Here is a 17,853-nt window from a genome sequence, read left to right as displayed (position 1 = left end):
GCCGACGTGCGCGATGATCGCGTCCGCGCCCGCCTCGGCCATCGCCTTCGCCTCCGCGGGCGTCGAGACGTAAACGATGCTGAACAAGTCCATCCTTCGCGCGAGCGAGACCATCTCGAACTCCTTTTCCACGCTCATGCCCGTCTCCTCGAGGATTTGCCGGAAGCGTCCGTCCACGATGCAGTGCGTCGGGAAATTGTTCACGCCGCTGAAGCCCATGGCCTTGACCTGAAGCAGCCAGTGCCACATGCGGCGGCGCGGGTCGGTCGCGTGCACGCCGCAAATCACCGGCACTTCCTCGACCACCGGCAGCACCTCGTGCTCGCCGATTTCCATCGCGATGGCGTTCGCGTCGCCGTAAGCCATCAACCCGCAGGTCGAGCCGTGCCCGGCCATGCGGAAACGACCGGAGTTGTAAATGATGATGAGGTCGCCGCCGCCGCGCTCGATGAACTTCGCGCTGATGCCCGTGCCCGCGCCCGCGGCGATGATCGGCCGGCCCTTGCGGATTTGCTCGCGCAACCGCTCGACGACTTCCTTCCGCGTGTAGGGATTCCCCTTTCCAGTCCAAGGATTCGGCATAAGTCCGGGGGAGCATTCGCGCCGGGGCGCAGGGGGTCAAACCAAATTCCCGGTCGCCCTTGGTTGAAATCGGTTCTCGCGGGGACTTCCCCTTTCCCCGGCGGGCGGGGCATAATCCATCCGTCAAATGCACCCCGCACCGGCACCCCGGCGACTCGCGCGCGCGTCCGCGTGGATGCTTGCGTGGCTCGTGGCGGGCGGTCTGCTTCTCTCGCAAGCGGCGACGAATCCCGCGGCGGAACTTGCTTTGAAAGGCCTCCAGCTTGCGCCCGGACTCAAGGTCGAACTCTTCGCCGCGGAGCCGATGCTCAAGAATCCCGTCGCCTTCAGCATCGACGAGCGCGGGCGCGTCTTCGTCGTGGAGACGCACCGGTGGAACAAGTCCGTCTTCGACATCACCAAGGAAACGCCGTGGCTTCTCAACGACCTGTCGCTCCGCACCGTGGCCGGCCGCGCGGATTTCCTGCGCCGGCAGTTCACGGGCACGAACTTCGCCACGCTCACGAACGACACCGAGGTCATCCGGCTCCTCGAGGACCGCGACGCCGACGGCCGCGCGGACTTCTCCGAGATTGTCGCCACCGGGTTCAACAAGCCCGAGTCCGGCACGGCCGCGGGCATTCTCGCCAAGACCGGCTCGGTGTGGTTCGCGAACATCCCGGATGTCTGGCGATTCTCGATTCCCGATTCTCGAAACTCGAACTCAAATCCGGCACGCGTTCCCGCCACAGGCTCCGCGCTCATCCATCGCTCGTCGCCGATCGCGAATCAGTTCGGCGTGCACATCGGCGTGTCCGGCCACGACTTGCACGGGCTCGTGATGGGGCCGGACGGGCGGCTCTATTTCAGCGTCGGCGACCGCGGCTTCGAACTGCGGCCCGGCACGAAGCATCCCGGCTTCAGCGCCGGTTACCTCCGCCGCGTCGCGCCCGACACCGGCGCGGTGTTCCGGTGTCGTCCCGACGGCTCCCAACTCGAGGTCTTCTGCATCGGCCTGCGCAATCCGCAGGAGCTGGCCTTCGACGCCTTCGGCAACCTCTTCACGGTGGACAACGACACGGCGGGCGCGGACAAGTCGCGCCTGTTGCACCTGGTCGAGGGCGGCGACTACGGCTGGCGCTGCTCGTATCAGCACATGAAGGGGTTCGGGCCGTGGGTGCGCGAAGGCGTGTGGCGCGGCGGCGCGGACGACGTGCTGCCGACCTGCGGCGAAGTCGCGCAGGGTCCTGCGGGATTCGCGTTCTATCCCGGCACGGGACTGCCGGGCCGATACAGGAACCAATTCGTCCTCTGCGATTTTCCCGGCGGCGTGTGGAGCTTCAGCGTGAAGCCGCGCGGCGCGAGCTTCGAGGTCGCCGCCCGCGAGAAGCTCCTGTGGAACTGCTGGCCAACCGATGTCGCGTTCGGCCCCGACGGCGCGCTCTACGTGCTGGACTGGGTCGCCGGCTGGGGCGCGCCGGAAAAGGGGCGGATCTATCGGGTCACCAACGACGAGAAGGACACGCGCGCCGCACATGACAACCCACAATTGGGTGGAATCCGTGAATTCTCGGGCGCCGTGGCAAGCTTCGAGTTCGCCATGAAGGTGGCGAAGGCCGGGGACAAGAACGCCATTCCCAGCGTGCTCAAACTGCTCCGCACGAACGCCGACGCCGACGCCCACCTCACGCACGCCGGCGTGATGGCGCTGGTCGGCATCGGTGACACCAACGCCATCAACCAGGCTGCGCGCGATGAGTCGCCCGCCGTGCGCCGCGCCGCGTTGCTGGCGATGCGGCGTCTGGAATCGCCCGGCATCGCGCGCTTCCTCAACGACCCCGAGCCGCGACTGCGCCACGAGGCGGCGCGCGCCATCCATGACGTGCCGATCGAGGAGGCGCTGCCCGAACTCGCGCTTTTCATCGGCAAGGTGGACTGCCCGACGAACCTGCATCCGCGCGCGATCAACGCCTGCTTCCGGCTCGGCACCGACCGTCACGCGAAGATGCTCGCGGCGTTCTCGCAGCGCGCGGATGTGCCGGACGCGATGCGAGTCGAGGCGCTCGACGCGCTCGCCGCCTGGAAGGTCGAGGCGGCCGAGCCGGGTCACGTGCCCGTCGCCCCGGAGCGCGACGCCCGCCACGGTTCCACGCCGGTGATCAACCCGGAGAACTGGCCGGGCTGGTTCGACCGCGTCGTCGGCCTGTGGCGGCCGCTCCCGCCGCGCTCCGGCGTGGTGGCGCAGCGGAACCTGCTCGGCGTCGCCTCGCGGCTTTTCGAGGACAAGTCCGCCGCCGTTCAACTCGCCACGCTGCGGGCCGTTGTGAAACTCGACGCGAAACCTGCGGTGCAGCCGCTTTTCGACCGGTTCACTGCGACGAACACGCCGCTGGAACTGCGCCGCGAGATCCCGGCCGCGCTCGTGGCCTTGCGGCACTTCCGCGCGGCCGAGGCCGTGAAGCTCGCCCTCGGCGATTCCGATGTCGCGCTCCGCGCCGCGGCCATCGGCCTGCTGGACCGCGTGGATTTGCCGGATGCACCGGCGGCGATCGGGCTGATGCTCGCCAAGGAGACGGACACCCGGCTCGCGCAGACCGCGTTCGCCACGCTCGGCCGGTTCGGCGGCGCGAAGGCCGACGAAGTGCTCGCCTCGTGGCTCGCGAAGTTGACCGCCGGACAGGTCCGCGCGGAACTTCAACTCGACCTCGTTGAAGCCGCCGGGCGGCGGACGAATGCGGTGACGGTTGCGGCGCTTCAACGGTTCACGAACACGCTCGCCACGAACGACCCGCCCGCGCCGCACCGGCCGCTGCTCGCCGGCGGCGACGCCGCGAACGGCAAACGGATCTTCCACGAACACGCGGCAGCGCAGTGTCTCCGGTGCCACGCGATCAAATCCGCCGGCGGCACCGTCGGGCCGGACCTCGCCGGCATCGGCACGCGCCAGACTCGCCAGCAGTTGGTCGAGTCCATCCTCTTCCCAAACCGGCAAATCGCGCCGGGCTTCGAGAGTGTGACCATCACCCTTGCGAACGGCGCGGTGCACGCAGGCGTGGTCAAGCGCGAGACGGAGACCAAGCTCGAACTGCACTCGCCCGAAGACGGCTTGTTGCAGTTGCGCAAGGCGGACATCCGCGCGCGCGCGAAAGGACTCAGCGCGATGCCCGAGGGCGTGGAGAAACTGCTCACTCGCTTCGAGCTGCGCGACCTTGTGGAGTATCTCGCGGCGTTGAAGTAACGGCGGTCACGCCATCCAACCGACTTCCGATCCATGCACCCCGCGCACGAGGCCAAGCGGAGCGCCGGTATTCTGACGGGCGTCTTGTGCTACGCGCGGGCGGCCGGTCCGGCGCTCGCCGCGGGCTTGCTCGCGGCCGCGGCGGCGGGGGCCGCGGAGCTGCCGCTGGAACTGCACGCGAGCGCGAAGGTCTCCGGCGCACGACCGGGCGTGCACGGGTTTGTTGTGCATGACGTGCAGTCCGAGTTTCAATCGGGCACGACGGAGATTCATGTGCTTCTGCCGCAAAACCGGCCGCCGGGCGCGAAGTTCCCCGTGCTCTACCTGTTGCCCGTCGAGGCGACGAACGGCGTGCATTGGGGCAGCGCGCTCGCGGAGGCGAAACGGCTCGATCTCGCGAACAAGGTCGGCGTGATCTGCGTTTATCCGACATTCAGCCAGCTCCCGTGGTTTGTGGATCACTCGGCGGACAAGTCTATCCGGCAGGAAAGCTACTTCGTGAAGGTCGTGGTGCCCGCGGTCGAGTCGAGGCATCCCGCACGGCGCGACCGCGACGCACGGTTGCTGCTTGGCTTCAGCAAGTCCGGATGGGGCGCGTGGAGTCTGCTGCTGCGGCATCCCGATGTGTTCGGCAAAGCCGCGGCGTGGGACGCGCCCACCGCGATGGAACAGCCGCGCTACGGGCTCGAAGCCATCTCCGGCACGCGCGAAAACTACGATCGGCACCAGTTGCACGAGGCACTGCGCACGCGGGGGAAGGCGCTGGGCGCTTCGGCGCGGCTCGGGTTGTTCGGCTACGACAACTTTCGCGCGCAGATGACGCAGACGCATCAGTGGATGGAGACGCTTGGCATCCCGCACGAGCGGCGGGACGGTCCGCAACGGAAGCACCACTGGGAAAGCGGCTGGGTCGAGGAAGCCTCACTGTGGCTCGTGAAGTAGCTGAAGCCGGTCAAGCGTCCGCCCGTGGCCGGGCGCGATCAAGGCTGCTTCTTCTCCGCCTCGATTTCCTTCACGAGCAGGCTCACCGCGAGTTCGAGCGTGTCGCCGCGGATTTCCTTGAAGCGGATGACGCCCTTGTGGTCGAGCACGTAAATCGTCGGCCAGCCGGTGACATCCCACGCCTGCGCGATGGGGCCGCTGGTGTCGCCGCCGTCCCAGAAGTTGGGCCAGTCGAATTGCTCGCGCTTGAGCGTCGACCGCAGGCGGTCCTTGCCGTCGCTGTTCACGCCGACGAACGTGACCGGCTTGCCTTGCATCCGCCTCGCGAGCGACCGCTGCGAGGGATACATCGCGCGGCACGGGCCTCACCAGTCGCCCCAGAAATCAAGCACCACCACGCGGCCGCGAAAGTCCGAGAGCTTCATCTTTTTGCCGTCCACGTCCGCGCCTTCGATTTCCATCGCCTCGCGGCCGATGCAGAAGTGCGACACTTCGTGCACCTGCGCCTGCGCGCGCTTCGCAAGCGCGGGCTCGGTGGCGTGCTGCGCCGCGACCTGCTGAAACCACTTCACCGCCTCGTCGGCGAGTTTCACCGGGTCTGACGACTTGATGACGTCCTCGTAGTGCTTGCGGTCCACTGGACGAAGGTCTTTCTCCGCGCCGGCGAGGTTGAGAATGAGGTCGGCGCGGACCTCGGCCTTGTTCTTGCAATAGAGGCCGAGCGCAAACGCGGCCTGCGCTTTCACATCGCGATGCGGGGTCTCCCCGAGCAGTTTGCGGAGGCGCTGCTCCGTCGAGTCGGTGATGCGGGAAGCGATGGGTTCGCAAACCGCGGCGATCTTTTGGCTGCGCGTGTGGTCGGCGAAGAGGCGGTCGAGGGCCTTGTGCGCGTGATCGTCGTCGCCGTTGTTCGCGGCCCAGACGAGCGCGTCAACCGCCGCAGGGTCTTTCGGGTGCGCGTCGGCGAGCTTGAGGAATCGCGAAGCGAACGCGGCGACGTCGGGGCGCTTGGTGGCGCGGACTTTGTCGCGGTCCGGTCCGATCTTGGCGGCGCGCACGGCGGCGGTGAAGGCAGCTTGGGCGAGGTCGTATTCGCCGGCGATGGCCTCGTATTGCTGCGCGGGCGTGCGTTCGGCGGCAACGATTTGAGCGGCGACGATGCAGTTCAGGATCAGCGTGATGACTGGTGGGTGGTGTGAGGTTTTCATGGGGCTTCGCGCCGTCGGATGCCATCGCACCGAACTGGAGTTCGGCGCTTCAATGCAATGGCCGCCGGGTGCCCGGCGGCCATTTATGACAGTGATTTCTGGCCTCGCCGGGGTTACTTGCCGGCCTCGATGGCTTTGACGAGCGCGTCGATTTCGCGGTCGAGCACTTCGCCGCCGGGCGAGCCGACGTAGCTCTTGCGGATGACGCCTTTGTGGTCAATCAGATACATCGTGGGCCAGCCCTGCACTTGCCATTCGGTGGCGATGGGGCCGCGGGTGTTGCCGCCATCCCAGAACGAGCGCCAGGTGATGTTCTCGCGCTTGATGGCGTCCACGACCTTTTCTTTCGGGTCGGAGTTCACGCCGATTAGTGCGAAGGGCTTGCCTTGCATCCGCGCCACGAGCGACCGCTCGTGGGGATACATCGCGCGGCAGGGCCCTCACCAATCTCCCCAGAAATCAATCATCACGACCTTGCCGCGATAATCGGAGAGCTTGAAATCCTTGCCGTCGATGTCCTGCCCGGCGATCTCGGGCGCGGGTTTGCCGGTGCCGAACTTCTTCGCGTGGTCGATGTCCTTCTGCGCCTGTTCGCCGAGTGTGCCGCGCCCGGCGGAGACGTCCGCGTATTTCTCGATGATCAGTTTGAGGGTGTTTTCCGCCTCGGCGGGGTTGGTGTCCTTGAGAATCTTGGCGAGCGCCATCGAGGCCTTGCCGCGGACGTCACGGTCGGCGCCTTTCTCGGAGAGTGCGCGGGCGAGCTTCTCGCCGGCTTCGCCGGTGTAGGGCAGGTAAGTCATCACGTTTGTGATGCGGGGGTTGCTGACGTGGTGCGCGGCTAGGAGTGCGATGGCCTTCGCTCCGGTGGAGCCGCGAAAATCCAATGTCACCGCCTGGATGAGCGCCTCGGCTGCGGCGGGGTCGGCGGGAGCACCGGAGACGGCTTCCAGGTAGCGAGCCGCGAATTTCGCGCGGTCGGGCATTTTCTCCTTGGCGACGGCGGCGCGGTCCTCGTTGAGTTTCACGGCGCGGATGGCGGTCGAGTATTCCGTGGCGGCGGCCTGGTATTCCTTTTGGATGGCTTTGACCTTTTCGGCGAGGGCGTCCTGTCCGAAGGCTGGCGCGGCGAGTGCCAGTGTCGTGGCGAACCCGAGGATGAATGGGAGTTGCTTCATGGTGTGCAGTTGTTGTTGGAACCACGGGGAGTAAACCGGGGCTGTGGAATAATTGCAAGCGCCGGGAGGGTGCTGGGCGAGTGGGGATTCGCCGGATTGCGAGGCTGGTTCTGCCGGTCTGCGCCGTTTCAAATTCCTTCGCCGAGGTAGCCGAGTTCGGAGAGTTTCTTCTCGATCTCCTGCTTGTCGTGTTGCGTGAGCGGCTTGCTGACTTTGAATTCGGCGAGCGGGTGGGTGTTTTGCCCGAAGCGGATGAAAGTCCAGATCCTCTCATGCAGGAAAAAGGTGAATACCTTGACGATCAATTCCGTGACACCGATTCCAAGCGCCAGGGATGCTATCCCGGTGAAAATGTAAACCAAGGCCGCGGTGATGACTGACGAGTAGATGCGGTAGCTGACCGCTTTGGCGAGGCTGCGTGACTTGGTTTCCATAAGCTTGAGCTCGGTGTGCAGTTCCGACGAATCGCATCCGCTGTCGTTTCAGGCCGGCGGCGTCGGAGCAGAGTCTGCAATGGTGCCGGGCGCTCGTCACAACAGCGGGGAAGCGGTCACGGATGCGGGTGGGCAGTCTATTTCAAATCACTATCAAGTCAATAGACATTAATCGGATTGAGTTACGATCGTTGGCACACTGATTCAAATTGTGCCGGCAATACACGCCTGGATAATCTTGACTTGATGTGTAGGGTTTGCAGGATACGCCCATGAAACTCTCGCTGCGCGGGGAATATGCCTTGAGGGCGTTGATTGTGCTGGGATCGCGTTACGGGCAGGACGTCGTCGCCACGCAGACCATCTCGGACGCGCAGAATATTCCAAAGCGGTTCCTCGAGCAGATTCTCAACGACTTGAAATCAGGCGGAATGGTCGAGAGTCGGCGTGGCGTTGCAGGCGGGTATCGGCTGCGGCGCGCCCCCGAAACCATCACGCTGGCCGAAGTCATCCGTCACATCGAAGGGCCCCTCGCTCCGGTCAGTTGCGTCAGCGAGCGGGCTTACGAAGCCTGTTCGTGCCCGGACGAATCGCGGTGCGGCATCCGAAGCGTGATGAAAGAAGTTCGCGACGCCATTGCAAAGATCCTGGAGGAAGTCACGCTCGCGCAGATGTGCGAGCGGGTGCGACGACTGCAAAGCGAACCGTCGAACGTTCTGGAATACATCATCTGAACCGGGCACAGGGTTTGAGCGGTGGACGGTTCCTGACGTTGCCTCGCGGATCGGGCGGTGGTATTCCACTTTCATGCTCACTCTTCACGAAAGCACGCGTCGTCGATTCCTGGCCGCGTTGGGAACCGGCGTCGCAGGACTTTCCCTCGGCGGGCCGGCCGCGAGCACCGCCGCGCGGAAGAAACGCATGGCCATCATCACGACGGAGTGGCGCTTCCGATCGCACGCGTGGCACATGGGGGAACGGTTTCTCGTCGGGTATCCCGTTCGCGGCGCCTGGCACCGGCCGCAGATTGAAGTCGTGTCCGCGTATGTGGACCAATTCCCGGAGAACGAACTGAGCCGCGCGCGGGCGCGGGAATTTGGCTTCACCATTTACCCGACGATCGCTGAGGCGCTGCGATGCGGCGGCAGCCGGCTCGCGGTTGACGCCGTGCTGATCATCGGCGAACACGGCAACTATCCCGTGAACGAAGCCGGCCAGAAAAAATATCCGCGCTACGAATTCTTCAAGCAGGTCACAGACGTCTTCCGGCAGGACGGCCGGGCCGCGCCGGTCTTCAACGACAAACATCTCTCGTGGAATCCCGCGTGGGCGGACGAAATGGTGCAGTTGTCGCGGCAATTGAAGTTTCCGTTTCTTGCCGGTTCCTCGTTGCCGGTGACGTGGCGGATGCCCGCGGTCGAAATGCCCGCCGGCGCAGTGCTGCGCGAAGTCATGGGCGTGGCGATGGGCGCGGTGGACAGTTACGACTTCCACGCCTTGGAAGTCATCCAATGCATGGCTGAACGCCGGCGCGGTGGCGAGACGGGCGTCGTGGCGCTCCAGGCGTTGCGCGGTGACTCCGTGTGGCACGCGATGGACACGGGTTCGTGGGCCGCCGGCGGATGGGACCCCGCGCTCCTCGAAGCGTGCCTGTCGCGCAGCCACACGCTCGCGCAGCCGCCGACCCACAGCCACCGGTATCCGACCGCGGAGCAAATCCGCAGCTTCGTGAAGGACCCGGTCGCGTATCGTTACGAGCACGCCGACGGGTTGAAGGCCACGATGCTGCTGCTGAACGGACTGGTCGGGGATTTTACGTTCGCCGCGCGGAGGAGCGGCCAGTCGCAACCACTCTCGACGCTGTTTTACCTGCCGCCCAATCCAAACGTGGTTTATTCCGCAGCACTCATGGCGCAAGCCGAACGGATGTTCCTCACCGGCCGCGCGCCGTATCCCGTGGAGCGCACGCAACTCACCGGCGGGCTCGTCGCCGCCGGCATGCAATCACTCGCCGCCGGGCAGAAGCGCATCGAGACGCCCCACCTGGCGATCCGCTACAAGGCCCCGCGCGAGTCGACCTACTGGCGGGATTGAGGCGAACGCAGGCCAACGGAGCCAACAGAGCCATTGACACCGCCGGGACTGGTGTTTAACGTCCCGCCACTGTTCAACCCAATCATTGAGCCGCCATGTTTCTTAAGATCGCCCTGATTGTTTCGATTCTCTGCAGCGCGGCAGTCTTTGCGCTCAGCGAGCTCAAGCTCAAACCCACCCTCACCACGCTCAACGAGGAAAAGGAGAAGAAGGCCAAGGACCTCGAGGAGATGACCAAGCAGAAGGAAAAATTCGCCAAAGAATCCAGCGATCGCCAGCAAAAGATCGACGTCGCAGAGCAGGAACGCGATGCCGAGAAGGCCAAGGCTGACGCGGCGATGAAGGAAGTCGCGGTGGAGAAAATGAACACCACGAAAGCCATCGCGGACGCTGCGAAGGCCGCCGCCGAAACCGCGAGTGTGAAGAAAACGGCGGAAGAGTTCTTCGCGTCCGGATTTAACATGCCCCAAATCAAGTCCATGGCTGCCGAACTCCCGGCCGTGAAGACCGAACTCGATGTCACCAAGGAAGAACGCAAGATTCTGGCCGTCCGCGTGAACAAGCTACAGGGCGAGGTGGATTCCGTGAAAAACGTCGGCAAGGATGTGGTGCTGGACTCCTCCATCAAGGGCCGCATCGTCGCAGTCGATCCGAAGTGGGATTTCGTCATCGTGGATGTCGGTGGCAACCACGGTGTGCTCAAGAACGGCGAACTCATCGTCAACCGCGCCGGGAAATTCGTCGGCCGCCTGAAGGTGTCCACCGTCGAACCCGGCCACTCCATCGCCAACATCATGCAACAGTGGAAGAAGAAGGGTGAAGAAATCCTCGAAGGCGACGTCGTCGTCGTGCCCTAAGATGAAAGCGCCCCTGAACTTGATCGCCCGCGCCTTGCTTCTCGCCGCCGTGTCCGTTTTGCTTTTGGGCGCCAGCGGTTGCGCCACGACGGAGCCGGGAAACGCCTCGTCGCGGCCTTGGAATTCGCCGAAGTCCTGGGAGACGGGGCTGCCCGGAGGATTGTTCGACCGCCGCTGAATTCCCGACTGCAAGCCTGCTGCGACGGCTGCCGACGCGGGCTTGGAACCCGCCAGATCTTCCCATGCCCACCTACGAGTATTCCTGCGACAAGTGCGGTCTTCACTTTGAGAAAGTCCAGTCCATGAAAGAGTCCGCGCTCGCCGTCTGCCCGAAGGAGCTCTGCGGGCGCAAGCGCTGGGGGCGCGGCCGTGTCCGGCGATTGATGGGCGCGGGTGCCGGGCTGATCTTCAAGGGCAGCGGCTTCTACATCACCGACTACCGCAGCGAGAACTACAAGCAGGCCGCGAAAAAGGACGCGCCACCCGCGCCGGCACCTGCGGCAGACGCCAAGCCCGCCACCCCCGCCGCGAAGTCGGGCGGCGACTCAAAGCCCGCTCCCGCCGCGAAACCCTGACCGCATCATGAATGCCGCGCGCCGAAGTCCCTTCGTCCGGGCCGCCGCCGCGCTCGTCGCGCTGCTCGTGGCAACGGCAGGCCGGGTGGAAGCCGCATTCAGCTACAATCACTTCGACACCTTCGAAAGCCGCTCGCGCCAATTCGTCGTCACGGGCGTCAGGCCCGGCGTGGTCGTGAGCATGCCGGACGGCACGCGGGCGCCGACCAACCTCGTGCGGCTCGAACCCGCCGTGGTCGCTGTCAACTGCGAGCGCGTGAAAGAAGTCCTGCTGCGCGAGTTGCACCTCACCGACCAGTGGCGCGGACGCATCCGCGTCTCGCTCCTGCCGGAGGCGCCGCCGACGCGGCCGATTGCGGTGAATCGCGAGTGGTATTCCGAGGGCTGGCAGTTTCGCGTGCTGGCGCCGCACTACGCCGAACCGGCGGAGGTGTCGCGCGCAATTACCGGCGCGCTGGCGCTGGAGCTGGCCAACCGCTTGAACCCGTCGCAACGCGCCGGCGAAGTCCCGCTGTGGGTGGTCGAGGGGCTCGCCGCCCACTTGCGCACGACGGGCGGCCTGCACTTTTTGGACGGCACCAGCGCCCCGGTCGCAGGCGCGGGAAGGTTTTCGGTGGTGGACAATCCACGGGCCGTCATCTCGATGACGGGGCGCTTCCCGGAACCGTATCGCGAGGCCCGCGAAGTCCTGCGCGCCGCCGCGCCGATGTCGTTCAAAGACCTCAGCCTGCCACGCCCCGAGCATCTCACCGGCGCGGCGCTGCAGACGTTTCGAAGCAGCTCGCACGTGTTCGTGAGCGAACTGCTCAAACAGCCCGAGGGACCGGCGCGGTTCGTCGCGTTTCTGCAGGCGCTGCCGTCGTTCCTGAACGCGCAACTCGCGTTCGAACACGCCTGGCAGCAACAGTTCAAGTCCGCGCTCGACATCGAGAAATGGTGGTCGGTGGTTCACGCGAGCGTTTTGTCCCGTGACGAGCACCGCCGGTGGACGCACTCCGCGAGCTTGCAACGCCTCGATGAACTTCTCCTTGCGCACGTCGAGGCGCGGGCCGCGGCGGGCGCGCTGCCCGAGCGGCGCGCGATCAAGCTGCAGTTGTTTCTCGGCCAGGCCCAGTTCAGCCGCGAGCGCGGTGCCATCGCCAATCTGGTCGTGCAGCTCACATCACTCCAGTCGCAGGCGCCGCACGACCTCGCGCGGCTCATCGCAGACTATCGCGCCGCCTTCACTTCCTACCTGCAAAAGCGCGAGCGCGCCGGCCAGCTCTTCGACATCGCAGGCAAGCCCGCGCCCAGCCACAAGGTCGTGATCCAGGAAACCATCAAGCAACTCGACGTGCTCGACGTGATTCGTGATGACTTCCGCAAACTCGGCGCGCTGACGGCCACGCCGGTTGCCGCGCAGTGAGCGGCCCCGGCGGCCACCTTGACTCCGCGATGTCCGATTCTATAGTCCCGGCCAACATGTCAACCGACGCCTCACCGGCGCAGGCCAAGGAGCCGCCTGCGTCGGGCCGCCTCGACTCGCTGAAGCAATTTCACCCCGGCGGCCGCGGTCCGTGGCGCGATGCCCCGGCTGCCGACTGGTCCGACTGGCGCTGGCAGCTCAAACACCGCGTCACCACGCTGGAACAACTCGAAACGCTCCTGCCGTCGCTGACCCGTGCGGAGCGCGCGGGCGCCATCCTCGCCCGGAGCAAGCTCGCGCTCGCCATCACGCCGTCATTCTTCAACCTCATCGATCCAGCCGACGAGGAATGCCCCATCCGCCGGCAGGTCATTCCGCGGGTCGAGGAGGCGCAAACCGCGCCGTGGGAATTGAGCGATCCTTGCGGCGAGGACGCGCACTCGCCCGTGCCGGGCCTCGTGCACCGCTATCCCGACCGCGTGCTGTTTCTCGTCACCGACCGCTGCGCGGCGTATTGCCGCTATTGCACGCGCTCGCGGCTCGTGAGCAACGCGAGCGGCTACGACTTCCATCCCGAGTTTGACCGCCAGCTCGCCTACATCGCGGCGCATCCGGAGATTCGCGACGTCCTGCTCAGTGGCGGCGACCCGCTGCTGCTCAGCGATGAGAAACTCGAAGACCTGCTCTCGCGGCTCCGCGCCATCAGGCACGTCGAGTTTCTGCGCATGGGCACACGCATCCCGGTCTTCCTGCCGCAACGCATTACGCCGGAGCTGTGCGCGATGCTGCGGCAGTTTCATCCCCTCTTCATCAGCATCCACGCGAACCACCCGCGCGAGCTGACCACGGAAGTCCGCGACGCGCTCGGCCGCCTCGCCGACGCGGGCATCCCGCTCGGCAACCAATCCGTCCTGCTGCGCGGCGTGAACGACGACCCGACGGTGATGAAGGCCCTCGTGCAGAAGCTCCTCATCTGCCGGGTGCGGCCGTATTACATCTACCAGTGCGACCTGATCTCGGGCTCGGCGCACCTGCGCACGAGCGTGCGCGAAGGGCTGGAAATCATGAAGTCGCTGCGTGGTCATACCACGGGCTACGCCGTGCCCACCTACGTGATCGACGCGCCCGGCGGCGGGGGCAAGGTGCCCGTGGCGCCCGGCTACATCCTTCGGCGGAACGACGAGCGGGTGATCGTGCGCAACTTCGAGGGCCGCGTGTTCGAGTATCCCGAGGCGGAGGATGGCACCCCGCTGTTCAAGCCCTCGGAGAACTTCACCACGCCGGAGATGGTGTGACATGCCGCGCGAGTCCGCTGAAGCGCGTTCCGCCCGCGCGCGACGTCTTCTCGCCGCGCTCAAACGCGCTTATCCCGATGCGCATTGCGAGCTCGATCATCGCGGCGCGTTTCACCTTCTCATCGCCACCATCCTTTCCGCGCAGTGCACCGACAAGCGCGTCAACAGGGTCACGCCCGCGCTGTTTGCGCGATTCCCGTCCGCGCAGGATTTCGCGACGGCGCGCCTCGGCGAGATCGAGGCGTTGATCAAGTCCACCGGGTTCTTCCGCAACAAGGCGAGGAACATCCAATCGTGCAGCCGCCAGCTCGTCGAGCGGCACCAGGGCGAAGTCCCGCGCACGATGGCTGAGCTCACCGCGCTCGACGGCGTCGGCCGCAAGACAGCGAATGTCGTTTTGGGAAACGCATTCGGCATCAACGCCGGGGTCGTCGTCGACACGCACGTCGCGCGCCTCTCCCGCCGCCTCGGGCTGACGCGGCGGGTGACACCCGAGCAAATCGAACAGGACCTGATGAAACTCATCCCGCGCGCCCAGTGGGCTTTGTGGAGTCACTGGCTCATCTGGCACGGGCGCCGCCGCTGCGCCGCGCGCAAGCCCGACTGCGCCGGCTGCGAGCTCGCCCGCGACTGTCCGCGCCTCGGCGTGAAACCGGTTCGGTGTAATTCACGCAGTTGACTTTCGCCCCGATCGCAGCCTGGATGATGAAGAAGCCCATGACTACGCCGCCCGCCCTCCGCCGTGGATTCACGCTCATCGAGTTGCTCGTGGTCATTGCCATCATCGCCATCCTCGCGGCGCTGTTGCTCCCGGCGCTGTCCAAGGCCAAGGAGCGCGCGCGCATGACGCAGTGCCTGAACAACAACAAGCAGCTCGCCCTCGGCACGATGCTTTACAAGGACGACTATGACGACCGGTTTCCGTTTGGCATCCGGATCAACAACGCGACGACGCAGCTCGACCCGCGCGGGTGGGTGATGCAACTGGTGCCCTTCGTCGGCGGCACAACGAACAACAACAAGATCTTCGTCTGCACCTCGGACCTGACCCCGGACACCGGTTCGCTTGCCTTCCTCGTCCACTACCGCGCGAACCGTCACATCTTCCGCGACGACCAGTTCACGGACCCCAATGCGCTCCGCGGGTCCATGATCAACAAGCCGTCGGATTTCGTGATGCACACGGAGAAGGACTCGGGCAACGCCGGCTTCAGCATGAACTCAGGAGGCTACGACAACATCCGCACGGGCTGGAACAACACGCCCTTCCCACGCAACGGCATGATCCGGCACAACTGGGGAATGACCGCGACCGCCGCGGATGGGCGCGCCGTCTGGGTCAAGATGCCGCCCTACCGGCCCAGCGGCAGCGCCACCGGGCCGGCCTCGCTCAACATGGAGGAACTCGGCGACATCCCCGGAGACTTGAACGCGAACTGGACCAGTTCGGGCCGGGAGAAGGTGTTCATCCGGGCCAAGAACGGTGGTGGAGGATTCTAGCCGGAATACGGCGTCGAGGCGTATCGCCTCCACTTGGCATCTAAGCCTTGAAGCTTGCCCGCGCCAGCGCGCCGCCCTAGCCTCCGCGCGATGTCGCGACTGCCGTTCGAGCTGATGCTGGCGCTGCGTTACCTCCGGCCCAAGCGCACGTTCGTCTCCTTCATCACCCTCATTTCCGTCGCGGGCGTGATGCTCGGTGTCGCCGTGCTCATCATTGTGATCAGCGTGATGACGGGCTTCGACCGGCAATTGCGGGAGAAAATCCTGGGATTCAACGCGCATCTGCGGGTCTTCAAGGTGCAGGGGCCGATGATCAACCACGAGGACGTGATCGCGAAGGTCCGGCAGCATGCGCGTGTTCGCGCCGTCGCTCCGTTCGTCCTGGGCAAGGTGCTCGTCGAGTCCCAGCCGCAGACGGGCGAGACGCCCGCGATGGACGCGCCGATCCTCCGCGGCACGGACCCCGACCTCGAGCGCAAGATCAGCACGCTCCACACGAATCTGGTCGATGGCGAGTTCAACCTCGGAGGCAACGGTCTCGTGGTCGGCGCGGAATTCGCGCGCAGCCTGCGGCTTCGTGTCGGCGACCGGCTCGCGGTCTACTCCCCATCGAACCTGAAGAAGATGCGCGAGACGCGCGGCAAGGACCGTGAGGTGGCCATCCTGCCCGAGGACTACGTGGTGCGCGGGATCTTCGACGTCGGCTACTTCGAATACAACGCGATGATCGTCGTGACCTCGCTCGGCAACGCGCAGGATCTCTACGAACTCGGCGAGGCCGTGCACGGGCTGCAGATCAACCTCGACGATCCTCACGCCGCCGCGGAGGCGAAGGGGCAGTTGCAGCGAGTGCTCGGCGACGGGTTCGAGATTCGAAGCTGGGACGAGGACAACTCGACCATCCTCAACGCACTGCTGGTCGAGAAGAGCGTGATGTTCTACCTGCTGTTCTTCATCGTGCTCGTCGCCGCATTCGGCATCACCAGCGCGCTGATCACGTTCGTCGTGCAGAAGACCCGCGAGATCGGCGTGCTGAAGGCGCTCGGCGCGGCGGACAGGCAGGTGCTCGCGCTCTTCCTCGCGCAAAGCGCGTTCGTCGGGTCGGTGGGTGTCACCCTCGGGCTCTCCCTGGGACTGCTCGCCATTCACTATCGGAACGAGTTCCTCCTCTTCATGCGGAACGCCACGGGGTTCGAATTGTTCCCCGCGAAGATTTACAATTTCAACCTCCTCCCCGCGATCGTGGACCCGCGGGACATTGTCATCATCTGCGGGGGCTCGCTGTTGATTTGCATCTTCGCCGGGTTGCTCCCCGCGTGGAACGCGAGCCGGTTGCGGCCTGTCGAGGCTTTGCGCCATGAGTGAGCCGCTGCTCGCCGCCCGGGGATTGCGCAAGCGCTACACGCTCGGCCGCCGCACACTCGACGTGCTGCGCGGCGTGGACCTCGCGGTGGACGCCGGGGAGTTTCTCGCGCTGCGCGGCGCATCGGGCGCGGGCAAGAGCACGCTGCTCCACCTGCTCGGCGGACTCGACAGGCCCGACGCGGGCGAAATCTGGTTCGACGGCAGGAACCTCGCGACCGTGAATGGCGGCGCGTTGGCGGCATTCCGCAGCACGAAGGTCGGCTTTGTGTTCCAAGCCTACCACCTGCTGCCCGAACTCGACGCGCTTGAGAACGTCTGCCTCCCGGGCCGCATCGCGGTCGCCGAACCGGCGCAGGTCGAAGCGCGCGCGCGCGAACTCCTTCAACGCGTCGGGTTGGCCGAACGCCTCGCCCACCGCCCCGCGGAACTTTCCGGCGGCGAACAACAGCGCGTTGCCATCGCGCGGGCGCTGGTGAACAACGCCGCGCTCATCCTCGCCGACGAACCGACAGGCAACCTCGACTCGCACACCGGCGAGGAGATCATCGCGCTCCTGTGCGAACTCCAGCGCGAGCGCCGCACCACGCTGCTCATCGCCACGCACGATGCCCGTGTCGCCGCCCGCGCACCGCGCGTGGTCGAACTCGTGGACGGCGTGATTCGCAGCGGAGCGTAAGCAATCCGCCCCTTGCCGCACTCATCCTCTGGCGGCGGGCGTGGAGCGTGTGATGGAAATCCAAACTCTGTCGAAGCAGATGGCTTCCTCCCTCGGCAAACCTGATTAGGTCCCGCAACACGACGGTCTCAACGTCCGAATTGTCCTGCTGCAACGTGGGGAATCGAGACGCAACTTTCCTTCAAGCACCCCCATCACCGGCGTTCGCCTCGACGCCAGCGGCTCGAACAGCGACTACCCGCGCAGCTACACGCGGGAGCCATCCGCCGACGGGCAGAACTGGGGCGAACCAGTCGCGAAGGCCGTGGGCAAAGCCACCGCGAATAAGCTGGACCCCAAGCATTTTCAGTAAGCCTTGCGCTCCTGACCCACCCAAAGGGATAGGCATCCGGACGTAACCCCGCGCGCTGCCCGGCGTCATCTTCGCCGCCCACGCGCATGTCCCAACTGTCCGCCAGCCCTGACCCTGCCAAGTCCGTGAAATGGGGCAGCCAGGCCGTGGATGAAATGATGATTGGCCACTTCGAG

General features: G+C 65.5%; 17 protein-coding genes. 12 read left to right on the top strand and 5 right to left on the bottom strand.

What is annotated here, in order from left to right:
• A partial coding sequence (locus tag FJ386_12810) for a phosphoenolpyruvate hydrolase family protein (protein ID MBM3877576.1) occupies positions 1-582 on the bottom strand: 582 nt, incomplete at its 3' end.
• A 127-nt stretch (positions 583-709) separates the two neighbouring features.
• On the opposite strand from FJ386_12810, the gene FJ386_12805 reads away from it, so the two are divergent.
• Together FJ386_12805 and FJ386_12800 are read left to right on the top strand one after the other, a co-directional pair.
• Positions 710-3,799, top strand: coding sequence for a c-type cytochrome (locus FJ386_12805; protein MBM3877575.1), 3,090 nt, complete (start codon positions 710-712; stop codon positions 3,797-3,799).
• Positions 3,800-3,832: 33 nt separating this feature from the next.
• The gene (locus FJ386_12800; GenBank protein MBM3877574.1) at positions 3,833-4,741 is read left to right on the top strand and encodes a hypothetical protein; all 909 of its coding nucleotides are present in this window, start codon (positions 3,833-3,835) and stop codon (positions 4,739-4,741) included.
• A 38-nt stretch (positions 4,742-4,779) separates the two neighbouring features.
• Here the strand turns inward: FJ386_12800 and FJ386_12795 are convergent, their stop codons facing one another.
• From FJ386_12795 to FJ386_12780, 4 genes are all read right to left on the bottom strand, one after another.
• Entirely contained in the window at positions 4,780-5,091 is a 312-nt protein-coding gene (locus FJ386_12795; protein ID MBM3877573.1) for a TlpA family protein disulfide reductase, read from the bottom strand.
• Between the two features lie 15 nt (positions 5,092-5,106).
• Complete coding sequence (locus tag FJ386_12790; GenBank protein ID MBM3877572.1) at positions 5,107-5,949, bottom strand: hypothetical protein; 843 nt, start codon at positions 5,947-5,949, stop codon at positions 5,107-5,109.
• 113 nt (positions 5,950-6,062) lie between these two features.
• Complete coding sequence (locus FJ386_12785; protein MBM3877571.1) at positions 6,063-6,653, bottom strand: TlpA family protein disulfide reductase; 591 nt, start codon at positions 6,651-6,653, stop codon at positions 6,063-6,065.
• Between the two features lie 599 nt (positions 6,654-7,252).
• Positions 7,253-7,558 (bottom strand): DUF2061 domain-containing protein, encoded by a 306-nt coding sequence (locus FJ386_12780; protein MBM3877570.1) that lies wholly within the window; start codon positions 7,556-7,558, stop codon positions 7,253-7,255.
• Positions 7,559-7,830: 272 nt separating this feature from the next.
• On the opposite strand from FJ386_12780, the gene FJ386_12775 reads away from it, so the two are divergent.
• The 10 genes from FJ386_12775 to FJ386_12730 all read left to right on the top strand — a co-directional run bounded on the left by FJ386_12775 (position 7,831) and on the right by FJ386_12730 (position 17,325).
• Positions 7,831-8,292 carry an Rrf2 family transcriptional regulator gene (locus FJ386_12775; GenBank protein MBM3877569.1) on the top strand — a complete coding sequence of 154 codons (462 nt, stop codon included), beginning with the start codon at positions 7,831-7,833 and terminating at the stop codon, positions 8,290-8,292.
• Between the two features lie 73 nt (positions 8,293-8,365).
• The gene (locus FJ386_12770) at positions 8,366-9,652 is read left to right on the top strand and encodes a hypothetical protein (GenBank protein MBM3877568.1); all 1,287 of its coding nucleotides are present in this window, start codon (positions 8,366-8,368) and stop codon (positions 9,650-9,652) included.
• Positions 9,653-9,747: 95 nt separating this feature from the next.
• Positions 9,748-10,509: a hypothetical protein gene (locus tag FJ386_12765; protein ID MBM3877567.1), complete on the top strand. Its 762-nt coding sequence runs from the start codon at positions 9,748-9,750 to the stop codon at positions 10,507-10,509.
• Positions 10,510-10,751: 242 nt separating this feature from the next.
• Positions 10,752-11,084, top strand: coding sequence for a zinc ribbon domain-containing protein (locus FJ386_12760; GenBank protein ID MBM3877566.1), 333 nt, complete (start codon positions 10,752-10,754; stop codon positions 11,082-11,084).
• A 7-nt stretch (positions 11,085-11,091) separates the two neighbouring features.
• Positions 11,092-12,489: a hypothetical protein gene (locus FJ386_12755; protein ID MBM3877565.1), complete on the top strand. Its 1,398-nt coding sequence runs from the start codon at positions 11,092-11,094 to the stop codon at positions 12,487-12,489.
• A 56-nt stretch (positions 12,490-12,545) separates the two neighbouring features.
• Positions 12,546-13,784: a KamA family radical SAM protein gene (locus FJ386_12750; protein MBM3877564.1), complete on the top strand. Its 1,239-nt coding sequence runs from the start codon at positions 12,546-12,548 to the stop codon at positions 13,782-13,784.
• A gap of 1 nt (position 13,785) precedes the next feature.
• Positions 13,786-14,463: an endonuclease III gene (nth, locus tag FJ386_12745; protein MBM3877563.1), complete on the top strand. Its 678-nt coding sequence runs from the start codon at positions 13,786-13,788 to the stop codon at positions 14,461-14,463.
• A 38-nt stretch (positions 14,464-14,501) separates the two neighbouring features.
• On the top strand, positions 14,502-15,284 hold the full coding sequence (locus FJ386_12740; GenBank protein ID MBM3877562.1) for a DUF1559 domain-containing protein: 783 nt from the start codon (positions 14,502-14,504) through the stop codon (positions 15,282-15,284).
• 90 nt (positions 15,285-15,374) lie between these two features.
• The gene (locus tag FJ386_12735) at positions 15,375-16,649 is read left to right on the top strand and encodes an FtsX-like permease family protein (GenBank protein ID MBM3877561.1); all 1,275 of its coding nucleotides are present in this window, start codon (positions 15,375-15,377) and stop codon (positions 16,647-16,649) included.
• Positions 16,642-17,325 carry an ABC transporter ATP-binding protein gene (locus tag FJ386_12730; GenBank protein MBM3877560.1) on the top strand — a complete coding sequence of 228 codons (684 nt, stop codon included), beginning with the start codon at positions 16,642-16,644 and terminating at the stop codon, positions 17,323-17,325. The genes FJ386_12735 and FJ386_12730 overlap by 8 nt, the downstream gene beginning before the upstream one ends.
• The last annotated feature ends 528 nt before the right edge of the window (positions 17,326-17,853 follow it).

It is taken from the genome of Verrucomicrobiota bacterium (assembly GCA_016871675.1).
Taxonomy (GTDB): domain Bacteria; phylum Verrucomicrobiota; class Verrucomicrobiia; order Limisphaerales; family VHCN01; genus VHCN01.
The sequence above is the reverse complement of the archived record's forward strand: the minus strand, read 5'-3'. Positions and strand labels throughout refer to the sequence as shown.